We start from the raw sequence: 22569 nt of genomic DNA, 5'->3' as shown, positions 1-22569 counted from the left end.
GCAGGTAGCCGGAATGTAACGGGAGTCTCGTTAGAGATGAGCATTTCCTGAGGATTTATACTCGCCTTATGGAACTGCTCGAAATATATTCGAGGTGACACTATGACCGACGACATGCACGCTGACACGACCCTTATGTGCATGATGTCCATCGTGCTCGATACGGCATCCCTGGGCCGCCATACCTACACCGGCATCGCCCAGGCCGGCGGATCAGCCACGCAGCGCCGAATCTTCGTCGACCCCCTCATCACCCGCTGGCGGTCCGAAGAAGCGGACGGCACGGTCGTCTGGGACTACGCACCCGACACTCGCACGCTGACAGGCCCCGACGGCGCCCGCGTGCTCGAGTTCGCTCCGAGACCGCGCATCCCCGAGCCGGCCGCGAGACTCGCTTTTCCCCTCGCCTTGGACATCTGGGGCCGCGCCGGCGACAGCCTCCGCCCCGTCCGTGTCGAGGACGTTCGCGAGGACGTCGCGACGGTGCTGTTGCGGCACGTCAGCGACTTCTCGCAGTTCGGATCCGTCACCATCGATATCACGCAACGCCTTATCACCGGTCTCACGACGCCGACTCAGGTCCTCCGCGCCCTCGACATCGCCCGACATCCCGCTACGTTCTGATCGGACAGTCCCTCGGTGCTGCCGCCCAGTCCGCCGCCGGGGACGATCACGCCCCGGGGACCTGTCGAGGATGTGATCGCCCGCCGCGGTGATTCAGGCCCGCGAGAACTTCGGCAAGGCCGCGGCGATCGCCTGGCTGCTGTTCCTCCTGATCGTGCTGCTCGGGCTGCTGAACTTCGCGGTCTCGCGGCGGATCGCCTCCGTCGAGAACCGCGTAGCCGCTCGCCGCTCGCCGCCGGCCCGCCTCCGCCGACACCGGCAGCTGATCGCGGGGATCAGGAGCGGAGCGGTCAAGGGCTGAGCGGAGCCCTCGGGCGGTGGGGGCGGAGGGCGGCCGATCTCCGATCCGGCGGCCCGGGAGGCGCTGCCAGCCGGCACGCCGAGCGCTCGGCTAGCCTCGGACCCACACACTCCGAGAGGCCTTCATGACTGACGACACCTCCTCGGCCGCGCCGACGCTCGAAGCCGTCGCCGCACTCGCCGGAGTCTCCCGCGCCACGGTCAGCCGAGTCGTCAACGACTCCCCCCGCGTGAAGGACGGCGCCCGTGCCGCCGTGCTCGACGCGATCGAGCAGCTCGGCTACGTGCCCAACCGTGCCGCACGTTCCCTCGCCAGCCGGCGCACCCAGACCGTGGCGCTCGTGGTCCCGGAGTCGGCGGCGAAGGTGTTCGCCGACCCGTTCCTCGCCTCGGTCGTGCAGGGCGCGGCGATGGCGCTCGCCGACACCGAGTACACGCTGACCCTCGTGATCGCGTCGGAGGCGACTCCCGAGAAGACCCGCCGCTACCTGCTCGGCGGCAACGTCGACGGCGCCCTCGTGGTCTCGCACCACAGCGGCGACCACTCCTACGCGCACCTCGGCGCCTCCCTCCCGATGGTCTTCGGCGGGCGCCCGCTGACGGAGGCGGCGGGCAGCTACGTCGTCGACGTCGACAACACCGGAGCCGCGCGCGAGGTCACCGAGCACCTGCTGGGCCTGGGGAGGCGCGCCCCGGCGATGATCGCCAGCCGCCAGGACATGCCGGCGGCCATCGACCGGCTCTCCGGCTGGCGGGCGGCGGTCGAGGCGGCCGGCCTCGACGCCTCGCTGGTGGAGTTGGGCGACTACTCGCCCGAGGACGGCGCGTCCGCAATGCGGCGCCTCCTCGACTCGGGACGCCCGATCGACGCCGTGTTCGCCTCGAACGACCAGATGGCCGCCGGCGCGCTGACCGCGCTGCGCGAGCGTGGGCTCTCGGTGCCGGGCGATGTGGCCCTCGCGGGTTTCGACGGCGACTACTTCGCGGAGGCGAGCGAGCCGCGCCTCACGACTGTGCGGCAGCCGACGAACGGCCTCGGCGAGGCGATGGTCGACGTGTTGGTGCGCCTCCTCGCCGGCGAGGAGGTCGACCGCCTGACGTTGCTGCCGACGCAGCTCCTGATCCGCGGCTCCACCGTCGCGGGAGCCTGACCGCCGCCTCGCCGTGAGGCCGGCGGAGGGTGCTCAGAACTCCTCGTAGTCGTACGGCTCAGGGTCCTCGTCGAAGAGGGGGCGGGCGATGGTGGCACGGTTGCTCTTGATGCGCGAGCGGATGTCCTCGACGGCGGCATCGACGGCGTCGGTCGTCGACTCCTCGTCCTTGATCGCGACCTCGACGGGCACGGCCACCAGCTCGCTGCTCGCGTCGAGGGTCATCTTCGCCTCGATGAGCTCGCCGTCCTCGGTGAAGGCCGGGACCGTCACCGCCTCGGAGTGATCCTGGCGGTCGATCGCGGTGACCAGGTCGAGGAGCGCCTCGGTCACGGCATCGGTCGTCACGAAGCTCTTCGAGGCGTAGGTCAGCTGCTGCATGCCCTCCACTCTCGCGAACCGCGGCGACGGATTCGCGGGCTTGCGCGGCGGGCGAGGAGCGCCTAGCTGTACTGAGCCGTGACGTCGGTGGCGCTTCGGGTCGTGTGACGCGGTCAGGCCTCCTGGCTTCATGGAGCGGTCTCGTTCAACCACCGCCAGGAGGCCTCGATGTCCCACGCTAACGCGCGATTGACGGTTCACGGGAGGCTGCTGCTCGTCTCGCGTGTGCTCGACGACCGCCGGCCGGTCGCTCACGTCGCGAAGGAGCCCGGGGTGTCGAAGGAGTTCGGGGTGTCCCCTTTCTTCGTGGATGGTCAGAAGGGTCCGGCCTCTTCGCGCTCCTGCCGTGGATCTAGACTTCGTGCAACACCTACCGATGGGAAGAGAGGCAGATCCTCTGCTGGAATTCGTCTCCCGCCTCGAGAGAGTGCGGTCGTGGAACGCCGACACTTCTTACGGGGTCATGGCTGCCCGGTCTCTGACAGATCTCACAGAGGTGAGCCTTGCTTCGGTGGGGTTCGTGGAGAGTCCCTATCCGGAGGGCCTGGCCGGTCAAGAAGTTCTCGAATCCGGTGTTGATCCAGAGGTTGTAGACGAGTATGCGGCCCTTCCCGCTGTTCTGACTGTCCTCGACGGACATGTCGAGGGACTCCGAACAAGCGGTGGATATCAGCGCCACCTGTCGCAGCGGCGCAATCCGTCGGAGTTCGAAGCACACGACATGGACTCGACAAGGTGGGGCAACAAACCGAGGGGTGCGATAGTCACCTCGACGGCCGATGATCATTTTCCCGGCATGTGGTTCGCGCATCGTGCTGCACGGGACACTCTCGATGGCGTCGACGCATGGCGGGTAGAAGCGGACATCGGCCCTGGATTGGTTATCGGCTCCGCCGTGGAATGGTGTGATTGTTCGATTCGATTTGCGGCGGAGGACGGTGGGATTCGCTGGCAGAACGTGGCCCACGAATACTCGCGAGTGTCTGTGACGGCTCTCGCTGTAGCCAGAATCGATTGTTGTGAGTTCTCGTACCGCGGAGCGGTCGTATCACCGGGGTTCTGGGGGGGGTGGAGACGACGGTGTGGCTTCGAGCGGGTGTCGCCCTGAAACGCGAACGGACCACCTCCTAAGAGGTGATCCGTTCACGTAGCGTCGCTGCGGGTCGGCATCAGTGCTCGGCGCGGCCCGAGTCCTCGACGAGGCGGACCTTCACGTTCACGGCGAAGGGGCCAGGGACCGTGGGATCCGCGGCGAGCAGCGCGTGCATCCGCTCGCCCACGAGGCGGAGGGTCTCGGGCGCGGGCAGGGCGGCGGAAGCGGCGATGTGCGCGGTCACGGTGGTGAACCCCTCTGACCGGTCGATGTCGACCAGGACGTCGGGCAGACGCAGGGCCAGCGACACCGCGACCGCGTCGGCGGCCGCCTCGACGATCGGCTGCGCGGGGTAGACGCCGGTCACTCCCTCGGTGTCGCGGATCTCGTCGGTCAGCCGCCGCGAGAGCGCGGTGTCGTCGGTCACTTCTGCTCCTCCCGCCGGGGGTAGACGTCGTCCACGGTCACGTCGATCGCGCCGATGGTGAGCTCGGTGTGGCGTTCGAGGGCGTAGCGGATGCGCTCGCGCAGGCGATCGGCCGCGGCGTCGACCGGCAGGCCGAACTCGAGAGCGCAGGTCACGTCGATCCGCACCACGGCACCCGGAGTCGAGACGTCGCCGTCGAGCGTGCACCGGCCCATGATGACGCCGCCCATGGTGTCGCCGGCCCGGCGGACCATCCCGCGCACGGCCGCCTCCGTCAGGGCCAGGCGGAGGGTCGGGTCGGGGTGCTGGACCGGGATGTCGCGGCCTGAGCGCACCTCGGAGCGGATCGCCTCGAGGAGCCCGGCGATCCAGATCTCGTCGCGGTCCGGCTCGCGATCGGCCTCGCGGCGCAGTGCACGCGCCGAGACCTCGGCGAGCCGGGTCAGGTTCGCGAGCGCGAGTCGGCAGGCGGCCGAGCCCTCGATCGAGGGGTCGTAGGGCTCGCGGCCGCGGTCGAGGTACTCGCTCAGCTCCTCGAGGGTGTGGCCGTCGAGGTCGTCCGCGGGCACAGTGTCGTCGACGGTCATCGCCATGCCTCCAATTCGTGGAGCAGGAATCGTCGTGCCCGGGCGAGGAGCCCGCGGACCGTCGAGACGGGGAGTTCGAGAGCGTCGGCGATCTCCTGGTAGCTGTAGCCTGCGGTCTCGCGGAGTAGCCAACAGCGTCGCTGATCGGCAGGCAATCGGTCCAGCGCCTGCCAGACGGCGTCCAGTTGGAGGCGCGCTTCGACGATGCGCTCGGGCGAGCGTTCCGGAGGCGCGGGAGGGTCCCAGTCGTCGATGTCGTCGTGGCGGCGGCGGACGCGGATCCGGTCGATCGCCTTGTTCGAGACGATGCGCATCAGCCAGTTGCGGATGTGCGCGGGGCTGTCGAGGTCGGCGAGGCGGCGCCAGCCGGTGAGGAACGCCTCCTGCACCACATCCTCCGACTCGGCCTCCGAGCCGAGGAGCTTCGCCGCATAGACCCGCATCAGCGCGCCGTGCCGGCGGGCGAGCTGCTCGAACGCCTGCACGTCGCCGTCGACCGCTCGGGAGGCGAGGGTCGCGTCGGACGCGCTCAGCAGCGGGTTGTCGTCGATGAGCGCCTCCTCCGCTGCTCGGGCGCGCGTCGGGACGCGCACAGTGCCCTCAGTGTGGGCGCCGCCCGGCATGACTACCAGCCTTGACAACCGGCCGCCGAATCCGGTGGCCGGATTCCGAGTGCCGCCGATCTGTGACGATCCGCCGCTCCGACCCGTCTTGATGACGTACGAACCTGTCGCGCGACCTGCGTGGCTCCCGATCCGGAAGAAGAACCGCCATGCACTGCTCCCTCCGTCGTCGCCCCGGGCGGATGTCATGAGCGAGTCGACCTTCACCCTCGGCAGTCCCTTCGTCGGTGACGAGCGCGCCGACCGGCGCTACGAGGTCTCGGGGGACGACCCGGCCGCCGCCTCCGCGGTCTACGCCCAGGCGTACGGGGGAGGCGAGTTCCGCGTTGCGCCGGCGCAACGCGCCTTCTCGTACCGCTACGCCGTCCGCGGAAGCGAACGGGTGACCCTGCGGACCTCCGACTGCGCGGGCGCGCTCACCGGTCACGTCCCGCACCTGAAGGAGTACGTGGTCGGCTGGTTCCGCGCCGGCGGCGGTCGACTGGACGTGCCGCCGTTCACCCGGACCGGCTCGCTCTCGAAGCCGTTCCTCTTCCCGGCGGAGCGGCACTTCGGGCTCGAGTTCGAGCCGCACCGGCAGAACCTCATCCACTTCGCCCCGGGGTTCCTCGAGGACGTCGCAACCGAGACCCACTCCGGCCCCCGGCAGCCCGTGTCGTTCGACCACGGGGCCGACGCCGACCCCGGCGTCCTCGCGCGCTGGCGGGCCGCAGTGACGGAGGCGAGCGCCGCACTCGCGACGGCCGCGATCACTCCGCTCGTGCGCTTCACCGCCGAGCTGGACCTCGCCCGCGCGCTGCTGCTGCTGTTCCCGTGGCGCGCGTGGGACGTGCCCGCCGTGCTGCGCCGCCCGTCCGCCTCCCGCACCCGGGTGGCGCTCGACTTCCTCCAGCACCACGCTCACGAGCCGATCACCCCGGCCGACGCGGCCCGCGCGGCCGGCCTGCACACCCGCACGCTGCAGCAGGCGACCAAGCGGCACCTCGGCGTGTCTCCGTCGGTCTACCTGCGCGACGTGCGCCTGGACCGCGCCCGCTCGGACCTGGTCGCCGGCGACCCCTGCTCCACCACCGTCGCGGCCGTCGCCCGCGAGTGGGGCTTCGGCAACCTCGGCCGGTTCGCGAGCGCCTACCAGGTGCGCTTCGACGAGAAGCCGAGCCATACGCTGCGGCGGTGACACGCGGAGTCCGTCCGCTGGCGCACCCGCACGTCCTGCTCGTCACGCCGCACACCACGGCGTCCTTCTTCACGGCCGACCGGCGTCTCCGCGGTCACACCCAGCGCACCCCGCTGCCGGGATCGAGCCCGGCCCGTTCGTCGGCCGCTGCGTCCTCGACGCCTCCGCCGGTCGGGTCCGAGACATCGTCTGTGAAGGCGATGTCGGCGAGCCGTTCGGGTGAGGAGCCGACGTCGAACAGGGCCGCATAGTCCTGAAGGCGGTAGCGGCGCCCCACCACGGGACCGCCGGGGCTCTCGCGGTAGAGGATGACCGCGTCGCCGTCCGCGTTCTCCACCCCACGGACCCACACGAGCTGCGCCGAGCGGGGATCGAGGTTGTCCTCGACTCGCGAACGCAGATGTCTGACGAAGCGGGCGACTGCTGTGGAGTCCATGCCCTCCTCCTCCTCATGTCGACACGTCAGGCCCGAGGCGAGTAGCTCATGTCTGCTGTGGTGGTAGTCGCGGATTCGCCGTCGAGAGAATTCGTCGACGAGCTCGTCTCGGCGAAGGCCAGATCTACCCAATCGGGACAGTCGCCCGCCCGATCGTCCGAGATGCAGTAGCTGGTTTTCACTCCGAGCGTACCGTTGATGTCAACGCCGTAGTACGTGGTCACGTACTCGAAGGCCATGACGAGTCTGACGGGAATGCTCTCCGTATATGTACACTTCCCGTCTGTGCACACCTTCTTATTGGCGTAAGCACTCATACAGTGCATCAGACCCTTGAAAGATCGCGCCCTTCGGGTTGTTCGAGATGAAGCGGAGGGTTTCGAACTTGTGGATGTTGTGCTTGGTTTGAATCTTCACCCAGCCGAAGCCCTTATTGCCGTTCCATGCACCTGATCGAACAAAAAGGTTTCGTTTCTCTGAATTCTTCCACTGAAAGACTATTGTGCTTCCGTCGCCTGTAGAGGCCGTCGCGGGTGGCGCGATGCAGCCCGTCACAATTGAGAGTAGTAAGGAGACGAGAAGAACTCCGTACCTCACACTTTTGGAGTTATTCTGTGCCACTTCGAAGCCTCCATTTCATGAGCAGTGCTCGTCTTCTACGAGAGGGACTCCAGGGGTCACCTCCCCGAATTGGCGCAAAACTTCTTCTAGGAGGCGTCTTCGACTCTGATCGCCGGGGATCTGTGGTCGAATGCGGCCGCGCGCGAGCGGGGCTGGGCGACCCGACCGTTTCGCGAGCGCCTACCAGGTGCGCTTCGACGAGAAGTCGAGCCATACGCTGCGGCGGTGACGGGAGGGGCGGGCGGGTGTCGAGTTAAAGGCGAAACCGCCGTGATCGATGATCTACGGCGGTTTCCGAAACCCGCTACGGCCTCTGCCGGGGGAATATGAGCACGACTGTACCCTTACCGGTGTGATTCCACAACTCAGCCCCGCCGAGCAGGCCGCCTTGATCCACAGCCTCGCGAAGCAGCGGTTGCGGCGCTTCCGCGCGGCCACAGCGGGGGACCGAGACGCTATCGCCCTGTACCTTCTCGACTCGGAACTCGCGGCGAACCTCCACGCTGCGGTGCGTTTCGCCGAAGTCGCCCTTCGTGAGGCCATCCACCGCTCCCTCGCGGCCACGTACGGCGAGCGCTGGTTCCAGACCCATCGAAACCGGCTCATCGCATTTGACGGTGTAGCCGTACGGGTGTGAGGTTGGCGCGTCGGAGTCGGAAACGAGGTCGAGGTCTTCCCAAGATGGAAGTTCTCACACTCACCGTCCGGAAGACCTCGACATGCCCCACGCTACCTTCACTGACCCTGACCTCACGACCTTTTGCCGCCTCGACGAGCTTGGTCTGCGTGCTGTTGGCCAGCGCCTGGAACCCGACCGGGCGGTGCTGGAGTGCCGCGTCGTCGACGCCGATCGGTGGTGTCAGAAGTGCGGCGCGCTGGGCGTCGCGCGTGACACGGTCACGCGGCGTCTCGCGCACGAGCCGCTCGGTTGGCGTCCCACGATCCTGCTGATCCGCGTGCGCCGCTACCGCTGCACCGGCTGCGACCGGATCTGGCGGCAAGACACCACCGCGGCGGCAGAACCTCGAGCGAAGATCTCCCGCCGCGGGCTGCGGTGGGCGTTGGAGGGCCTCGTCGTTGGCCACCTCACCGTCGCCCGCGTCGCAGCCGGGCTTGGAGTGTCCTGGCACACCGCGAACGACGCCATCCTCACCGAAGGGCGACGGATCCTGATCGATGACCCGACCCGGTTCGATGGGGTCACCACGATCGGGGTCGACGAGCATGTCTGGCGTCACACCCGCCACGGTGAGAAGTACGTCACCGTGATCATCGATCTCACCCCGATCCGCGCCGAGTCGGGCCCAGCCAGGCTGTTGGACATGGTCGAGGGGCGTTCGAAGGCCGTGTTCAAGCGGTGGCTCTCTGACCGTGCGGACACCTGGCGCGCCGGAGTGGAGGTCGTCGCGATGGACGGCTTCACCGGCTTCAAGACCGCCGCCGCGGAAGAGCTGCCCGACGCAGTCCCCGTGATGGATCCCTTCCACGTCGTCCGGCTCGCCGGCGACGCCCTGGACCGCTGCCGGCAACGCATCCAACAAGCCACGATGGGGCACCGCGGCCGCTCCGGCGACCCGCTTTACTCCGCCCGGCGCACCCTGCACACCGGCGCGAACCTCCTCACCGACAAAAAACGCGCCCGCCTCGAAGCAGTCTTCGCCGCCGACGACCACGTTGAGGTCGAAGCGACCTGGGGGATCTACCAACGCATGATCGCGGCCTACCGCGACCCCGACCGGGCCAGCGGTAAAACCGCAATGCAAACCCTGATCGACTCAATCAGCAGCGGCGTCCCACGGGCCCTGAAAGAGCTCGTCACCCTCGGCCGGACGATGAAAGCCCGCACTGCGGATGTTCTCGCCTACTTCGACCGCCCTGGCACCAGCAACGGGCCGACCGAAGCGATCAACGGCCGCCTCGAACACCTCCGCGGCTCCGCCCTGGGCTTTCGCAACCTGACCAACTACATCACCCGATCACTGCTCGAAGCCGGCGGCTTCAGGCCCCGGCTACACCCTGGATTGCGATGAGCCTCGAAACCTCTTGGACAACGAGGCTTATGCAAAACCCTCAGCACACCCCACGAAAGGCCTGGTCGGGGGCGCCATCCGGGTCGACAAATCGGAGTTTTGCATAAGCCTCAACAAAGCGAACGAGGCGTTCGCGAATGCAGAGGGGGCTGTAGGAATCGGAGCTCCCGCCGGGAAGATCGTGGCTCAAGTCATGCTCGGGACATGGGTGAACCTTCTCGGGAAAGGTGGGGAGAGGTTCGACGGCACTCGATCCTCTTACGTCGCCGACCTCTGGGAGCCGGCGTTGAAGCAGTGCTTCTCTGCGCCACGGAAGGACGTCGCCCGGCTCGCACAAAGGATGAATTGGGCGCGCAATCGGATCAGTCACTGCGAACCGGTCGTCTTCGGCCTGCCGATGCCCGGGCTGGGAACGCCTGTCATTCAAGTCCGGCGAGCTCCGCAGCTCATCTTCGAGGACACTCAAGAGCTGCTGCGGGTCGTTTCCCCGCTCTTGGCCAGTTGGCTCGACCGGTGGGGTGGCACCCGGGCACTCTGCGCACACCGTCTCGCTCTGCGGGCCCTGGACCACATCGCCCAGGACGCGACAATTCAGCTCGACCGTTGATCGCCCCTGGATTCGTTCTTCTTTGCGAGCGATCGTGCGAATCGGGTCTACCGGCCCGCCTGCTCCCGCGCGACGGGCGCTGCCGCGACCTCGGACGTTTCGAGAGCGCCGGCGCGATTTTCGCACGGTGAGGCATCGGTGCCGCGGTGCTGACCGCAGCTGCACGGCAGCTCCTCCGACCCTGTGCACACCTCTGGCCGCGAAACGCATCCGTGCGCGGTGTTCCCTGCACCTTGGCTGAACCAGCGGGACGTCCGGGCCCCGGGCCACGTCTTCATCATGTGCCACGGATCGTGAGCACCGCGGCCGAAGGGCCGCGACCACTGCCCTCAGGAGAAGACCATGACCACCGTCACCCCCACCAGCATCGCCAACGGCTCCTCCGCCAAGCACGGCACCGCCACCTCGGCCGGCAAGAACACCATCGCCGACGGCGTCGTCGAGAAGGTCGCCGGCATCGCCGCCCGCGAGGTCCCCGGCGTGCACGACCTCGGCAACGGAGCGGCCCGCGCGATCGGCGCGATCCGCAGCGCGATCAACGCGCAGGACCGCGGCCAGGGCATCTCGGTCGAGGTCGGCGAGAAGCAGGTCGCCGCCGACATCACCGTCGTCGCCGAGTACCCCGTCGCGCTCCAGAAGCTCGCTGACAGCATCCGCTCCGCCGTGTCCGAGGCCATCTCCTCGGTCGTCGGCATGGAGGTCACCGAGGTGAACGTCACCGTCTCCGACGTGTACATCCCCTCGGACGACAAGGACAAGGACGACGAGACCGAGAGCCGCGTCAAGTGACTCCGTCCCACCTCGGCCTGGTCCTCGGCGCTGTCCTCGCGCTGACGGCCCTCGTCTTCGGCTTCTGGGCGCTCCTGTGGGTCGCCCTCGCGATGGCGATCGGCTACGGCGTCGGGAGGGTCGTCGAGGGCAAGCTCGATCTGCGCTCGCTCGGCGACACCCTCCGCGGGCGGCGGTCGTCATGACCGCGGCGGTGATGGCCGACGACGCCCGCCGCGGCCGCACGACGATCAGCTCGCGCGCTGTGCGCCGGGTCGTCTCGGTCGTCACCGCGGAGGCGCTGGACGTGGCCGCGTCCGATGTCGCGGTCGAGCTCGACGACGACGGAGGACGCCTCCACGTCCTCGCGCAGGCACCCATCCGCGTCACGCCGCTCGGTGAGACGGGCCGCCGCTCCTCCGGGACGCTGCTCGAGCGCCTCAGCACGGCGCAGACGACCATCCGCTCGCGGTGCCTCGCACTCACGGGCTCCACGATCGGCCGCGTCGACCTCCGGATCACCGGTGCCGACCTCCGAGAACGAAGGAGAGTGTCGTGACGACTCCCAGCACTGCCGGCCGGGCGCTCTACCCGCGCCTGGTGCGGCGCGAGACCCACTCGTCCCGCTCCGGATCGGCGATCGTCCTCGCCGTCCTGCTCATCCTCCTGTTCGCGTGGCTCGGCACGGAGGCGGTCCTCGCCGTCCTCGCCCAGCCGGCGCTGCTGGTGGCTCCGCAGGACGGAGCGTCGGCGCTGCTCACCGCGGCATCCGCTCCCATCGCGCTCACCGCGGCGGCGGGCGCCGTGCTCGCGCTGATCGGGCTCGCCCTGGTCGTCGTGTCGTTCGCCCCCGGCCGTCGCGGCCGTCGCGCGGTCGGCATCGACCGCACGGCCGCTGTGGTCGACGACCGCGTGATCGCCCAGGCCGTCGCCAGGACGGCGAGCCACGCCGGCGACATCGACCCCGATCAGGTGTCGGTGTCGGTGGGCGCCCGCACCGTGGGAGTCACCGTGTCGCGCACCTCCGGCCGCAGCACCGACGTCGGCAGCATCCGCGAGGCCGTCGACGCCGAGCTCGCCACCTACGACTGCACCCCGCGCCTGCGCTCGCGGGTGCGCCTGTCCGAGAAGGGGACCGTCCGCTGATGACCACCACGAACCGATTCCTGAACCGGCTGCTCCTGTTCGTCGTGGGCCTCGTGCTCCTGGTCGCCGGTGGTGCCGTCGCTGCGGGGTCGCTGCTCCCGCAGATCCAGGAGTCCGTCTCCGCTGCCGCGCAGGACGCCGTCGATCCCACCGGCGAGGCCCTCTCGGGCGGCGCACCGTGGATCCTCTGGGGGATCGCGGCCGCCGCGATCGTCCTGATCCTGCTGCTGGTGCGCTTCATCGTCCGTCAGGGACGGGGCCGCACCGGGACGCTGATCCGCGTCGGCTCTGGTGAGGGAGCGGGGACGCCCACGGGCGGCTCCGTGAGCATCGACGCGGCCGTCGCCGAGCAGGTCCTCGAGGAGGCGCTCGCGCACGATCCGGCGATCGTCGCGGTCGACGTGACCGCGTTCGACATCCGCCACCAGAAGGTGCTGCGTGTCACCGCGCACACCCGCCGTGGCGCCTCCCCGGTCCGCGCCCGGAAGACGGTCGACGAGGCCGTCCGCCGCTGGGACGCCCTGCTCGGTCAGGAGATCCCCGTCGTCATCCAGATCGTCAGCGGTCTGCGCACCAGGATGAGCGGCACCGCCCGCGTGCAGTAGCCGCGGCACCACCGTTCGGCCCTCTCGATCGGGAGGGCCGGAGAGCGCCCGCCCCGGCGGGTCGACAGCTGAAGGAGCATCCCATGTCCGATCCGATCCAGCTCGGCACCGTCGAGCGCACCCGTCCCCGGGGCGAGTCCACCGAGCCCGAGTCGACCGAGCTCCGCGTGGCCACGGCCGCCGCCGAGAGCGCTGCCCGCGTCGAGGGCGTCCACCAGCTCGGCGGCGCCGTCGCCCGGGGCCTCGACCGCGCCTCCCGCCGGGTGCTGGGCACCAGCACGCGCCCCGGCGTCACGGTCTCGACGCCCGACGGCGTGCTCACCGTCGACATCGACCTCGTCATCGAGTACCCGCACCCGGTCCGCGCGGTGCTGGACGCCGTGCGCGAGCAGGTGCAGCGTGTCGCCGAGCCGGTCGCCGGGGGTCACGTGGTCGTGAACGTCGCGGCGACCGACGTGCTCGGTCCATTCGACCCGGTCGAATCGGAGGAGGACGAAGCCGAGCCGCTGATCGACACCGCGAGGAGAGCGGCGGCCGATGCGCGCGACTCCGCGTCGGAGGCGGTCGCCTCGGCCCGCTATCGGGTCTCGGGAACGGTCGCCTCGGCCCGCGGAACGCTCGCGGACGCCGCGGACGACGCCGCGGACGCGCTGGATCGCGCGGCGGACGAGCGCGTCGAGCGTGCCGCTGACCGCGAGGAGGAGCGGGAGCACGACGGCGTTGACGAGGCCGAGGACGGCGGGCCGAGGCGCTCCGTCCCGGTGCCGGCCGCCGTCGAGACGACCGAGTTCGTCGTCCGGGTGAAGGTCGAGCCCGTCGACCAGGAGGCGGACCCGCGCACGACCAGCGTCGAGATCGCGCCAGCGGAGGATGCCGGCGACTCGAACGCCGCCGCCGATTCGCAGGAGGGCGACCTGGACGACGCCGACGCTCGCGCCGATCGACCCGCCCCGGCCCCCGCCTCCGGTCGGGAGTAGCGCCGTGCGCACCCGCTCGTCCGGCGGTGCGCGACGCAGGCCGCGCGCCGCCTGGGCCGCGCTCGCCACGGGTGTCGTGCTCTGCGTCGTGGTCGTCGTCGCCGTCCTCCTGCCCGTGCTCGGACTGATCGGCGCGGCCGACGGCAGCACGGCGGGCGCGCTCGACGTCCCGGTCGGCGCGATCGTCTTCTCCATCGTCGTCGGCTACGCCGTCGGCCTGGCCTTCCTCGGTCTCGCGCTCCTCTCGCGGAACGCGCCCCTCGCCTGGGTGTTCGCGGTCGCCGCGGTCGTCGCCACACTCGTCGGCTCCGTCTGGCCGCTGTTCGCGACCGCCTTCGCGAGCGTCGACCAGGCGCGGGACGCGATCCCCTTCATCCAGGATCTGATCGCCCGCGTGACAGGTTGACCGCCTCCCGCTAGCCTGTGCCGGATGAGCACCGACGGCCTCCGGGCGATCGACTACCTCCGCGCCTACGACGAGCAACTGCGGTCCGACGCCGAGACCCCGAGCGCCGTCTCCGTGACGCGCGAGGGGCCTCTGCGTCTGGTGACCTTCGCGGGCGGCCGCGGCTTCGTCACCTACCGCGACCTCGGCGGAGCCTGCACCGCGCGCGTCACCGAGCTGGTCGCCGCCGCCCGCGCCCACTTCGAGGCCGACCCGGGCATCCTCAAGGTGGAGTGGAAGACCCGCGGCCACGACGTCGCTCCCGGCCTGCACGACGCGCTCGTGGCCTGCGGCTTCGCCCCGGAGGAGCCCGAATCGATCATGATCGGGCCGGTCGAGGCACTCCTCTCTGACCACCCGGTCCCGGAGGGGGTCGAGCTGCGACGGGTCGTCGACGAGCCGGACGTCCGGGCCTTCAGCGCCATGATCGACGACGCCTTCGAGGAGGAGGTCGACGTGGCGATCGCCGATTCCCTCGTCGCCCGTCTGGCGCGCGGCGACGGTATGGAGCTGTGGGTCGCCGAGGTCGACGGCCGCATGGTTTCTGGTGGCCGGCTTGAGCCGGTCCCCGGCACCGACTTCGCGGGCATCTGGGGCGGAGCGACGCTGCCGGCCTTCCGCGGACGCGGGCTCTACGGCCTGGTCACCGCCGCACGCGCCGCCTCCGCCCAGAGCATGGGGAAAACCCTCGTGCACAGCGACTCGACCGAGTACTCGCGGCCCATCCTTGAGCGCGCCGGCCTGGTCCGCGTCTCGACCACGACCCCGTACCGTTGGCGCCGCCTGCACAACGAAGGCTGAGAGCCTGGATGCGCGTCTTTCCGGCGCCTGGCGGTCCCTCAGCCTTCGTTGTGACGGCCGATCAGCTCGGCGACGTGATCTCGAGCGCGATGTTGTCGGGGTCGCGGAACTCCAGGATGCTCGCGCCGCCCGTGTCCTTGATCGGCTCGTGCTCGATGCCGAGGTCGTCGAGGACGGCTGCGGCCGCCTTCAGCGCATCGAGGTCGGGGACCGCGAAGCTGACGTGATCGAGTCCGATGCGGTCCTCGTCGAAGTGGTCTCCACCCTCGGCGACGGGGCGCAGGCCGAGCAGCCCGCCCGGGAACTCGTAGATCACTCCACCGAAGACGAAGGCCAGCTTCTCCTTCTCCTCCTGAGGCGCATCCGCGGCCGGCGCCTCGAAGGCGACGTCGAAACCGAAGACGGAGTCGTAGAAGGGTCGCGAGACGGCGATGTCGCGGACGGTGAGCCGGATGTGGTTGTAGTCGACAGCGGGGATGGGCACGGGGTTCCTCTCGGAGGGACGGGCGGAAAGTGCCCGTCATCAATGATTCGGAGGCGGTGGTCGGCCGGTTCGGGGCTGGCGCTGCTCCCGCTGGTCGGCTAGTGCCCGCAGGCCGGCTCACGCTCGCCCCGATCGGCTCACGCCCGCCCGGGTCGCCCGTCCCTCACTCGAGCTCAGCGGCCCGCGCCGGCTCCGCCAGCAGCGCGCGCGCTGCCATCCCGATGACCGCGCTGTACGTCGGGTACGCGAAGCGGACGTTCGCGAGGGTCGCGAGGTCGACTCCCGCGGCCATCGCGGTGGTCACCGACTGCACCACCTCGATCGCGTTCTCACCGACGGCGTGCGCACCGAGCAGCAGTTCGCGGCGGCGGTCCGCGATGAGCGTGAGGAAGCCGCTCTCGCGGTCGTCGATCACAGCGCGGTCGAGGTGCGAGAACGGCACGGAGGCGACGACGCAGAGCGGATCGCGCTCGCGCGCCTGCTCCTGCGTGAAGCCGACGCCGGCGTAGTCCGGATCGGTGAAGCCTCCGGCGGGGAGCAGGTGCTGCGGGGTGCGCCGGTTCGCGCCGAGCACGGCGTTCTCGGCCGCCGCCTCCGCCTCGAACTGCGCCGCCTGCACGAGCATGTCGCGTCCGTTCGCGTCGCCGACCGCGAAGATGTGCGGCACGACCGTGCGGAAGTACTGGTCGGCGGGGATGGCCGAGCGGACGACCTCGATGCCCGCGTTCTCGAGCCCGAGGTCCTCGACGTCGGCGGGCCAGCCGGTCGCCATGATCACGGCGTCGACCTCAGTGCGCTGTTGCTCACCGCCGTCGCGCCAGGTCAGCCCGAGCGAGCCGTCGTCCTGCCGCTCGATGCCCGACACCGTCTCGATCCCGGTGCGCACGCGGACGCCCTGGCGGTCGAAGGCCTCTGCCACGTGCTTCGACACGCTGGAGTCGGAGGTCATCAGGATGCGCGGCGCCACGTCGAGCAGCGTCACCTCCGAGCCGAACGCGTTGAACACGGTGACGAGCTGCGCGCCCGTGTTGCCGCCTCCGATCACGGCGACTCGGCGGGGCAGCTCGGCCAGCCCGAGCACGTCCTCGGGCACTGTCGCGAGCTCGGCCCCGGGGATCGGCAGCCGGCGTGAGTGCCCGCCGACGCAGATCAGGATCGAGCGGGCTCGGATCCTGCGGTCGCTGTCGAGCACCAGGGTGCTCTCGTCGACGAAGCGTGCGCGCCCCTCGTGGATCAGGTCGACCCCCGCCTCCTCGAAGCGCTGTGCCTCGCGCTTGATCGAGCGCACCAGGTCGACGCGCTCGTGCACGTGCCGCACCGTGGCGGTCCAGTCGAGGGAGGGCGTGCCCACGTCGATCCCGTAGTCGCCGGCGGAGCGGGTCTCGCGCATCATCCGCGCGGTCTTCGCGAGCACGCGGGTGGGCACGCAGCCGGTGTTGACGCAGGTGCCGCCGACCCGAGCCGCCTCGAGCACGACGACGCGGGCCCCGAGTTCGGCGGCGCGCAGGGCCGCCGCCGTCCCCGCCGGTCCCGCGCCGATGATGGCGACGTCGTAGTCGAGCTGCTCTGGGGTGCTGACGGGCACGGGATCCTCCGGTGATCGATGTCCCTGCATCCTGCCGGGCGGGGCCGGGCTCCGCTCGGAGGCGCCCCGGCCGTGGCGCGCGAGTGGGCCCCGTGCTCGCGCCTCCGTCGCTGACGATCGGCCGATGGTGCTTGCCCCGCGGGTCCGCGGCGCGATGGGATGACCGGGTGGGCTGCAGCGCGACCGGGCGACGACTCCTCCGACGAGGGACGGGGCGCTGATCGTGCGCACGTTCGGGGTCGAGGAGGAGTACCTCCTGGTCGACGCCTCGACGTTCGTCCCCTCGCCCGTCGCGCCGCTGCTGCTCCGGTCGGCGCGCGCCTCGGCGGCGGTGACTCTGGCCGCCGAGCTGAAGGTCGAGCAGATCGAGGCCGTGGGTGCTCCGGCCACGACCCACGACGAGCTGCTGGCGGGTCTGGTCGACGGGAGGAGGCTGGCCGACGACTCCGCGGGTGCGGCGGGCGCCCGCGCCGTCGCCGTCGGCACGAGCCCCGCCGCCTTCGTGCCGCACCTCTCGGCCGACGAGCGCTACACCCGCATCGCCGAGCGCTTCGGCCTGGTGGCGCGCGAGCAGTTCACCTGTGGGCTGCACGTGCACGTCGGAGTCACGTCGCCGGAGGAGGGGATCGCGGTACTCGATCGCCTCCGCGGCTGGCTGCCCGCCCTGCTCGCCCTCAGCGCCAACTCCCCGTTCTGCGCCGGAGCCGACACCGGCTTCCAGAGCTGGCGCTACCAGTCGTGGGGGCGCTGGCCCACCGCGGGACCGGCCGAGGTCTGGGGCGACGTCGACCGCTACCGCAGCGTCGTCGCTGCTCTCACCTCGTGCGGCGTCCTGCTCGACGAGGGGATGCTCTACTTCGACGCGCGGCTCTCGAGGGCCCACCCCACCGTCGAGGTGCGGATCGCGGACGTGCCACTGCACGCCGAGGACGCCGCGCTGATCGCGGTGCTCACCCGGGCGCTCGCTGAGACCGCGGTCCGTGACCAGAGCGTGGGAGTCGCGCCGGCGCCGCTGCCGACGCCGGTCATCGCCGCCTCCTCCTGGCTCGCCAGCCGCCACGGGACGACCGGGGATCTCGTCGACCCGCTCGACGGCCGCCCGGCGCCGGCGCGGGCGGTGCTGGCGCGCCTCCTCGACCACGCGGGCGATGCACTGGAGGAGGCGGGGGATCGCGACGTCGCCGTGCTCGGCATCGAGCGGGTGCTGTCCCGCGGGACCGGCGCCGAGCGGCAGCGTGCGGTCTGGGAGCGCACGGGCGAGGTGGCCGCGGTGCTCGCCGACGCGGCGCAGGCCACCCGCGCGTGAGGCCGCTGCTCGCGGCCGCCGGTCGGAGCTGCCGCGACAGCGCGTCGGAGCGGGTGAGCGCATCCAGTCGACGCTGCCCCCGTCCTCGGTCGCCTCACCGCGCCGTCGTCACGGCTCTCCGTTCGTCGGGACGACCTGGTACCCGCCCTCGATCGAGCCGTCGGGGTGGAGCGTGATCTGCGTGTACACGGGCGAGCCGTCGACGAGCGCGGTGCCGCTGACCCGCAGAGGCTCTCCTGCCCAGAAGGCGTCCGCGCCCGTGCATCCGGCGATGAAGGTCGCGTCCGGGCGCTGCACCGCGAGGCAGACCTGCGTCTGGTCGGGCGCGGTGATCAAGAGGCGGTCGTCCTGCGCGGTGTCGAAGCCGGATGCGTAGACAGGAGCATCGCCCGCGAGGAGGGCGAGGCCGGCCGGGACATCGGTCGTCGGCTCCCAGGTCTCGACGAGGGCCGCGAAACGGTCGGCGGGAGAGGCGGAGGGAGAGGCGGAGGGGGCCGTGACCGGGTCAGCGGTCGGCGGGAGGAGGAGGGCGGTGGCGGCGAGGGCGCCGAGCGCGACGCCTCCGACAGCGGCGAGGGCGATCACGGGAGTCCGGCGTCGGCGAGACGGAGGCGTCTGCGCTGCGGCGGGCGGGCCGGCCTGCACAGGAGCGGCCCGCGTCGGAGCTGCCTCTGGGGGACTGACCGGCGCGGGAGCGTCCTCGCCGTCGGCTGCGGTGCCGGCGGGGGCCTCGTCCAGGTCGCGGAGCCGTCGCAGGGCCCTGCGCCGCTCCTCCCGGTCGTCGCCGTCGTCGCGGGGCCGGGCCGACAGGATCCGCTCGAGGTCCCTGCGCTCGTCGTCCTCGGCCTGCACTCCGCCAGTATGGCGGCGCCGGACACGGGAACGGCCCACCGCCTCCCGAGACGCCGCGGTCTCAGCGGCGTCCCGGCAGCAGCGGGCCGTTCTGTGGCCGGGCTCAGCCCGACGGGTTCTCGACCGGGTCGCCCTCGGGGTCGGTGGCCGTCTCGGGATCCACGTGCTCGGGATCGGTGGTCTGCGGGTCCTCGGGAGTGTTCTTCTCGGTCATCAGATCCTCCTTGTCGCTGGATGCGGAACGTGCGGACGTCTCCCACGCTACGACCCCCGGCCGGCGGCCGCGCCCGGTTGACTCCGCCGCCCGCACCGCCCCACCCAGCCGGCCACCTGCCAGGACGGCGTGGTCACCGCAAGGCCTGGCAGCGGTCGCGCCCGGTTCGTAGGGTGAGCGCACCGAGCCGAGGAGCCGCAGCGCCACATGATCCGCACCACTGTCACCATCGAAGGGAAGACCTACGGCCTGTCCCAGGGGACCGACGTCGACGATCTGAAGCAGTCGGCGACCCGGGCCACTCAGGCCGGAGGCGGTCTGATCGACTTCGTCATCGTCGGGAACCGCCAGGTCAGCGTGCTGATCTCGTCCGGCGTCCCCGTGATTTTCGAGGAACTCGAGGTCCTGGACGACGACCGCGATACCGGCGATGTCCACCGGCCGTGGGACGATATCGACTACCTCGACTGAGTGGTCTTCCCGTCGGCGCTCTCGCGTGGACGGGGCGCAGACGCCTGAGGGACGCCGCCGGCTGGACCCGGCGTCTCTCGGGCACCTTCTCCGACGCGAACGGGAGGCAGGCCAGAAGGCTGGCCCGCCTCGCCCGCGACGAGGGCGCGCGCCGTGGCGGAGAGGGCCGAGCGCACCTGCTCGTGGCGCCGATGCGTGCGCAGGGAGATCTCGCCCTCCAGGAGCGTCGGGGGGAGGAGAAGCGCTCTCACTCCCGGGCGGAGAGGATGCAGAACTCGTTGCCCTCCGGGTCGGCCAGCACGACCCACGAGCGCTCGCCCTGACCCACGTCGACCCGCGTCGCCCCGAGGCCGACCAGCCGCGCCACCTCCGCCTCCTGGTCGTCCGGCACGAAGTCGAGGTGCAGCCGGTTCTTCAGCGTCTTGCGCTCGGGGACGTCGAGGAACAGCAGGCTCGGGCCGCGGCCGGAGGGAGCGAGTAGCTCGATCCCGTCGTCGTCCTCGTCCACGACGTCCCAGCCGAGCGCCTCCTGCCACCAGTGGCCGACGGTGCGGAAGTCGATGCAGTCGACGATGATCTCTTCGAGTCGGAGGCCCATGTGCCGACGCTAACCGGCGCGAGCGGCGCTGGGGAAGTGGCTCCGTGCCGGAACGGCACGATCAGTGGCGTGCCGGCCGATCGAGCGGCATCCTCGACGCGGGCGCCGTCCCGCCCGAGACGAGGAACCGCATGAGCACCGCACGCGAGCATTGGGAGGCGCGCTACTCGGACGCCGACCGGATCTGGTCGGGCCGCCCCAACGCCACCCTGGTCGACCTGGTCGGCGAGCTGCCGCCTGCCAGTGCCCTCGACCTCGGCGCGGGCGAGGGCGCCGATGCGCTCTGGCTCGCCTCGCGCGGCTGGCGGGTGACGGGCCTCGACCTCTCCGAGACGGCCCTGGGTCGGGCCAGGGCGGCGGCCGCCGAGCAGAACGCCGACATGGCCTTCGTGCAGGCCGACCTCGCCGACCCATGGCCGATCGAGGGCGGGTTCGAGCTGGTCACGGCCGGCTTCCTGCACTCGATGGTCGAGTTCCCGCGGATCGACGTGCTGCGTCGCGCTGCCGGAGTCGTCGTGCCGGGCGGGCACCTGGCCATCGTCTCGCACGTCGCCCCTCCGCCCTGGGCGAGCGGCGAGGAGCACCGCCACGGCGCGGTGCGCCTGCTCGGCCCGGAGGAGGAGTTCGAGGCCCTCGCGCTGGACCCGGCCGAGTGGCTCCCCCGCATCGTCGAGACGCGGGAGCGCTCGGTGACCGCGCCCGACGGAGGTGCGGCGACGCTCCTGGACGGCGTGCTGCTGCTCCAGCGCACCGCCTGATCGGAGGTGTCCGCTTCAGACGCTGCGGCTCGCCGAGAGGCCGGCCGCGACGTCGAGCAGGGAGTCGCCGGTTCGGGCCGCGTAGGCCTGCATCGCGAGCAGTGACTCGGCCTGCGACAGTCCGGTGAGGCGCGCGAGCGTCTCGGCTCCCTCGTGCACCCGGTGGGGCGCCGCGACCGGGTCGCGCCCCTCGGCGTGCCGGGCGAGGATCGAGCGCGACACCAGCACGGCGAGGTCGGCGGCCAGCCGCAGGTGGTCCTCGTCGAACGCGGCGTCGCTGCTGCGATAGACCGTGAGCGCGCCGATCTCGAGCGGTCCGAACCGCAGGGGCAGCGCCGCGACGACCGCGATGCCCTCCTCCCGCAGTGGCGCCGCGAGGAGGGGCCAGCGGAGCCGGTCGGCCGCACGCGCGGCCCGCAGTTGCACCGGCAGGGCGGTCTCGAACGCGTCCCAGCTCGGGCCCTGGCCGAGCCGCACCTGCTCCGCATCGAGACGGGAGGCGGCCGGACTGCTCGCCGCGACCGACTCCTCGCCGAAGAGGCCGCCGAGGCTGGCGACCGCGGCTCCTTCGGCGTCGATCAGGCGCGGGAGCAGCCGGAGGAGGGACGCGAGGTCCTGGTGAGGCGCCTGCGGTCGCAGGAGGGCCGGAGGTCGCACTGTCACCTTCGGAGCGGTCGGCCCCGGTGGGCGCGGGCAGATGGTCGGTGGAGTGAGCATGGCTGGGCCGTTCTCGGGAGGCGGCGGAGCGCGGACGCCGGCGGGCGACGGAGCAGCGTTCGGCGAGGACGGGAGGCGGGTGCGGTCGAACGCACCGGCCGTGGGTGGGCGGCACCCGTCGGTCGGGCACCGACGCGGCTCAGCGGGCCTGGACCGACCGGGTGCGGTCGTTCATGGCGGCGCCCACGAATCCGGTGCTGCCGGCGTAGCCGAAGCTGGCGCCGCTGAAATTCGTGTTCTCCCAGATCTTGACCGTGCAGCCGCCGAAGGTGGCGAACGAGCTGACCCGCCCGTACCAGCTGGAGCCGATGTCACCGACCGACTTCACGGTGCTGCCGTTGCAGGGCGTGCCGCTCGTGACCTCGTAGGAGCTGCCGCCCTGGTTCAGGTCGTCGTACAGTCGCGTGATCACGTAGGTCGCCTGCGTGGTCAGGGCGGCTCTGCTCACCGAGCGCGCGGCCGGCTGCTCGACGACCCGCAGGCCCGTCTCCTCGAGGACCTTCTGGTGCAGGTCCTCCTGCACCGGAGCGCAGAGCTCGCGATCGAGCTCGATGATGCGGATGCAGTTCTCGGCGCCGCCCTCCTCCGCCGCGGCAGGAGGAGCGACGGCGCCGCTCACGAGAAGGACCGCGATACCGGCGGCGACCGCGAAGCGGCGCGCTGAAAACATCTCTATCGTGAACATGAGTCATCTCCCCAGATGAGTGCGGACGTCTGACAACGCGCGCAGGGTCAGCTTGGCCAGGCCCGGGGGAGGTGTCAAGGAAGTGTTCCGACGATCTGCT

General features: G+C 70.9%; 29 protein-coding genes and 2 pseudogenes. 19 read left to right on the top strand and 12 right to left on the bottom strand.

Annotated elements, in window-relative coordinates; translation table 11 throughout:
- The first annotated feature begins 102 nt into the window (after window positions 1-102).
- The 3 genes and pseudogenes from GSU10_RS15045 to GSU10_RS15035 all read left to right on the top strand — a co-directional run bounded on the left by GSU10_RS15045 (window position 103) and on the right by GSU10_RS15035 (window position 2075).
- Window positions 103-624 (top strand): hypothetical protein, encoded by a 522-nt coding sequence (locus tag GSU10_RS15045; RefSeq protein ID WP_068210633.1) that lies wholly within the window; start codon window positions 103-105, stop codon window positions 622-624.
- 100 nt (window positions 625-724) lie between these two features.
- Window positions 725-925, top strand: a pseudogene (locus GSU10_RS15040) (sugar ABC transporter permease); the annotation flags it as partial.
- Between the two features lie 124 nt (window positions 926-1049).
- Window positions 1050-2075, top strand: coding sequence for a LacI family DNA-binding transcriptional regulator (locus GSU10_RS15035; RefSeq protein WP_068210627.1), 1026 nt, complete (start codon window positions 1050-1052; stop codon window positions 2073-2075).
- Between the two features lie 33 nt (window positions 2076-2108).
- Here the strand turns inward: GSU10_RS15035 and GSU10_RS15030 are convergent, their stop codons facing one another.
- Entirely contained in the window at window positions 2109-2456 is a 348-nt protein-coding gene (locus GSU10_RS15030) for a hypothetical protein (protein WP_068210624.1), read from the bottom strand.
- Window positions 2457-2624: 168 nt separating this feature from the next.
- On the opposite strand from GSU10_RS15030, the pseudogene GSU10_RS15625 reads away from it, so the two are divergent.
- Both GSU10_RS15625 and GSU10_RS15760 read left to right on the top strand, forming a co-directional pair.
- Window positions 2625-2903: pseudogene (locus tag GSU10_RS15625) on the top strand (hypothetical protein); the annotation flags it as partial.
- The gene (locus GSU10_RS15760) at window positions 2803-3564 is read left to right on the top strand and encodes a hypothetical protein (RefSeq protein WP_166971869.1); all 762 of its coding nucleotides are present in this window, start codon (window positions 2803-2805) and stop codon (window positions 3562-3564) included. The pseudogene GSU10_RS15625 and the gene GSU10_RS15760, both read left to right, overlap by 101 nt.
- 61 nt (window positions 3565-3625) lie before the next feature.
- Here the strand turns inward: GSU10_RS15760 and GSU10_RS15020 are convergent, their stop codons facing one another.
- Genes GSU10_RS15020 through GSU10_RS15010 form a run of 3 tightly spaced genes read right to left on the bottom strand, consistent with a single transcriptional unit; the run spans window position 3626 to window position 5156 of the window.
- A complete protein-coding gene (locus GSU10_RS15020) occupies window positions 3626-3976 on the bottom strand; it encodes a hypothetical protein (protein ID WP_068210621.1) in 351 nt (116 codons plus the stop codon).
- Window positions 3973-4563: an Asp23/Gls24 family envelope stress response protein gene (locus tag GSU10_RS15015; protein WP_132504590.1), complete on the bottom strand. Its 591-nt coding sequence runs from the start codon at window positions 4561-4563 to the stop codon at window positions 3973-3975. Before GSU10_RS15015 ends, GSU10_RS15020 begins: the two co-directional genes overlap by 4 nt.
- A complete protein-coding gene (locus tag GSU10_RS15010) occupies window positions 4560-5156 on the bottom strand; it encodes an RNA polymerase sigma factor (protein ID WP_330220142.1) in 597 nt (198 codons plus the stop codon). The genes GSU10_RS15015 and GSU10_RS15010 overlap by 4 nt, the downstream gene beginning before the upstream one ends.
- 217 nt (window positions 5157-5373) lie before the next feature.
- Between GSU10_RS15010 and GSU10_RS15005 the strand changes: the two genes are divergently transcribed.
- Entirely contained in the window at window positions 5374-6363 is a 990-nt protein-coding gene (locus tag GSU10_RS15005; protein ID WP_132504588.1) for a helix-turn-helix transcriptional regulator, read from the top strand.
- 94 nt (window positions 6364-6457) lie between these two features.
- On the opposite strand, the gene GSU10_RS15000 is transcribed toward GSU10_RS15005, so the two are convergent.
- Window positions 6458-6799 carry a hypothetical protein gene (locus GSU10_RS15000; protein WP_082845096.1) on the bottom strand — a complete coding sequence of 114 codons (342 nt, stop codon included), beginning with the start codon at window positions 6797-6799 and terminating at the stop codon, window positions 6458-6460.
- 26 nt (window positions 6800-6825) lie between these two features.
- Entirely contained in the window at window positions 6826-7038 is a 213-nt protein-coding gene (locus GSU10_RS14995; RefSeq protein WP_068210612.1) for a hypothetical protein, read from the bottom strand.
- A 734-nt stretch (window positions 7039-7772) separates the two neighbouring features.
- Here GSU10_RS14995 and GSU10_RS14990 point away from each other — a divergent pair.
- From GSU10_RS14990 to GSU10_RS14945, 10 genes are all read left to right on the top strand, one after another.
- Window positions 7773-8057: an Abi family protein gene (locus tag GSU10_RS14990; RefSeq protein ID WP_132504586.1), complete on the top strand. Its 285-nt coding sequence runs from the start codon at window positions 7773-7775 to the stop codon at window positions 8055-8057.
- 82 nt (window positions 8058-8139) lie between these two features.
- Complete coding sequence (locus tag GSU10_RS14985; protein WP_068213761.1) at window positions 8140-9450, top strand: ISL3 family transposase; 1311 nt, start codon at window positions 8140-8142, stop codon at window positions 9448-9450.
- 949 nt (window positions 9451-10399) lie between these two features.
- Window positions 10400-10846: an Asp23/Gls24 family envelope stress response protein gene (locus GSU10_RS14980; protein WP_068212504.1), complete on the top strand. Its 447-nt coding sequence runs from the start codon at window positions 10400-10402 to the stop codon at window positions 10844-10846.
- A complete protein-coding gene (locus GSU10_RS14975; protein WP_068212505.1) occupies window positions 10843-11031 on the top strand; it encodes a DUF2273 domain-containing protein in 189 nt (62 codons plus the stop codon). The genes GSU10_RS14980 and GSU10_RS14975 overlap by 4 nt, the downstream gene beginning before the upstream one ends.
- Window positions 11028-11384 carry a hypothetical protein gene (locus GSU10_RS14970; RefSeq protein WP_068212506.1) on the top strand — a complete coding sequence of 119 codons (357 nt, stop codon included), beginning with the start codon at window positions 11028-11030 and terminating at the stop codon, window positions 11382-11384. Before GSU10_RS14975 ends, GSU10_RS14970 begins: the two co-directional genes overlap by 4 nt.
- Window positions 11381-11971: an Asp23/Gls24 family envelope stress response protein gene (locus GSU10_RS14965; RefSeq protein WP_068212507.1), complete on the top strand. Its 591-nt coding sequence runs from the start codon at window positions 11381-11383 to the stop codon at window positions 11969-11971. The genes GSU10_RS14970 and GSU10_RS14965 overlap by 4 nt, the downstream gene beginning before the upstream one ends.
- Window positions 11971-12576 (top strand): hypothetical protein, encoded by a 606-nt coding sequence (locus GSU10_RS14960; RefSeq protein WP_068212508.1) that lies wholly within the window; start codon window positions 11971-11973, stop codon window positions 12574-12576. The genes GSU10_RS14965 and GSU10_RS14960 overlap by 1 nt, the downstream gene beginning before the upstream one ends.
- A gap of 83 nt (window positions 12577-12659) precedes the next feature.
- Window positions 12660-13553, top strand: a complete 894-nt coding sequence (locus tag GSU10_RS14955) for an Asp23/Gls24 family envelope stress response protein (protein WP_068212511.1) — start codon at window positions 12660-12662, stop codon at window positions 13551-13553.
- A gap of 4 nt (window positions 13554-13557) precedes the next feature.
- The gene (locus tag GSU10_RS14950) at window positions 13558-13959 is read left to right on the top strand and encodes a hypothetical protein (protein ID WP_068212513.1); all 402 of its coding nucleotides are present in this window, start codon (window positions 13558-13560) and stop codon (window positions 13957-13959) included.
- Window positions 13960-13983: 24 nt separating this feature from the next.
- A complete protein-coding gene (locus GSU10_RS14945) occupies window positions 13984-14799 on the top strand; it encodes a GNAT family N-acetyltransferase (RefSeq protein ID WP_068212520.1) in 816 nt (271 codons plus the stop codon).
- Window positions 14800-14860: 61 nt separating this feature from the next.
- Here the strand turns inward: GSU10_RS14945 and GSU10_RS14940 are convergent, their stop codons facing one another.
- On the bottom strand, window positions 14861-15283 hold the full coding sequence (locus GSU10_RS14940; protein ID WP_068212522.1) for a VOC family protein: 423 nt from the start codon (window positions 15281-15283) through the stop codon (window positions 14861-14863).
- 163 nt (window positions 15284-15446) lie between these two features.
- Window positions 15447-16868, bottom strand: coding sequence for a dihydrolipoyl dehydrogenase family protein (locus tag GSU10_RS14935; protein WP_236713677.1), 1422 nt, complete (start codon window positions 16866-16868; stop codon window positions 15447-15449).
- A gap of 223 nt (window positions 16869-17091) precedes the next feature.
- Here GSU10_RS14935 and GSU10_RS14930 point away from each other — a divergent pair, with 223 nt between their 5' ends.
- Window positions 17092-18174 (top strand): carboxylate-amine ligase, encoded by a 1083-nt coding sequence (locus GSU10_RS14930; protein WP_241972937.1) that lies wholly within the window; start codon window positions 17092-17094, stop codon window positions 18172-18174.
- A gap of 108 nt (window positions 18175-18282) precedes the next feature.
- Here the strand turns inward: GSU10_RS14930 and GSU10_RS14925 are convergent, their stop codons facing one another.
- The gene (locus GSU10_RS14925) at window positions 18283-19026 is read right to left on the bottom strand and encodes a hypothetical protein (RefSeq protein ID WP_068208864.1); all 744 of its coding nucleotides are present in this window, start codon (window positions 19024-19026) and stop codon (window positions 18283-18285) included.
- Between the two features lie 421 nt (window positions 19027-19447).
- Between GSU10_RS14925 and GSU10_RS14920 the strand changes: the two genes are divergently transcribed.
- A complete protein-coding gene (locus GSU10_RS14920) occupies window positions 19448-19711 on the top strand; it encodes a hypothetical protein (RefSeq protein ID WP_068208867.1) in 264 nt (87 codons plus the stop codon).
- A 247-nt stretch (window positions 19712-19958) separates the two neighbouring features.
- Here GSU10_RS14920 and GSU10_RS14915 read toward each other — a convergent pair whose 3' ends face one another.
- Window positions 19959-20309 carry a VOC family protein gene (locus GSU10_RS14915; RefSeq protein ID WP_068208869.1) on the bottom strand — a complete coding sequence of 117 codons (351 nt, stop codon included), beginning with the start codon at window positions 20307-20309 and terminating at the stop codon, window positions 19959-19961.
- A 131-nt stretch (window positions 20310-20440) separates the two neighbouring features.
- Between GSU10_RS14915 and GSU10_RS14910 the strand changes: the two genes are divergently transcribed.
- A complete protein-coding gene (locus tag GSU10_RS14910) occupies window positions 20441-21067 on the top strand; it encodes a class I SAM-dependent methyltransferase (RefSeq protein WP_068208942.1) in 627 nt (208 codons plus the stop codon).
- A gap of 15 nt (window positions 21068-21082) precedes the next feature.
- On the opposite strand, the gene GSU10_RS14905 is transcribed toward GSU10_RS14910, so the two are convergent.
- Complete coding sequence (locus GSU10_RS14905) at window positions 21083-21730, bottom strand: GAF domain-containing protein (RefSeq protein WP_158286139.1); 648 nt, start codon at window positions 21728-21730, stop codon at window positions 21083-21085.
- A gap of 193 nt (window positions 21731-21923) precedes the next feature.
- Window positions 21924-22454 carry a peptidase inhibitor family I36 protein gene (locus GSU10_RS14900; RefSeq protein WP_068208872.1) on the bottom strand — a complete coding sequence of 177 codons (531 nt, stop codon included), beginning with the start codon at window positions 22452-22454 and terminating at the stop codon, window positions 21924-21926.
- Between the last annotated feature and the right edge of the window lie 115 nt (window positions 22455-22569).

It is taken from the genome of Rathayibacter tanaceti (assembly GCF_009834165.1).
In the GTDB taxonomy this organism is placed as follows: Bacteria; Actinomycetota; Actinomycetes; order Actinomycetales; family Microbacteriaceae; genus Rathayibacter; species Rathayibacter tanaceti.
The sequence above is the reverse complement of the archived record's forward strand: the minus strand, read 5'-3'. Positions and strand labels throughout refer to the sequence as shown.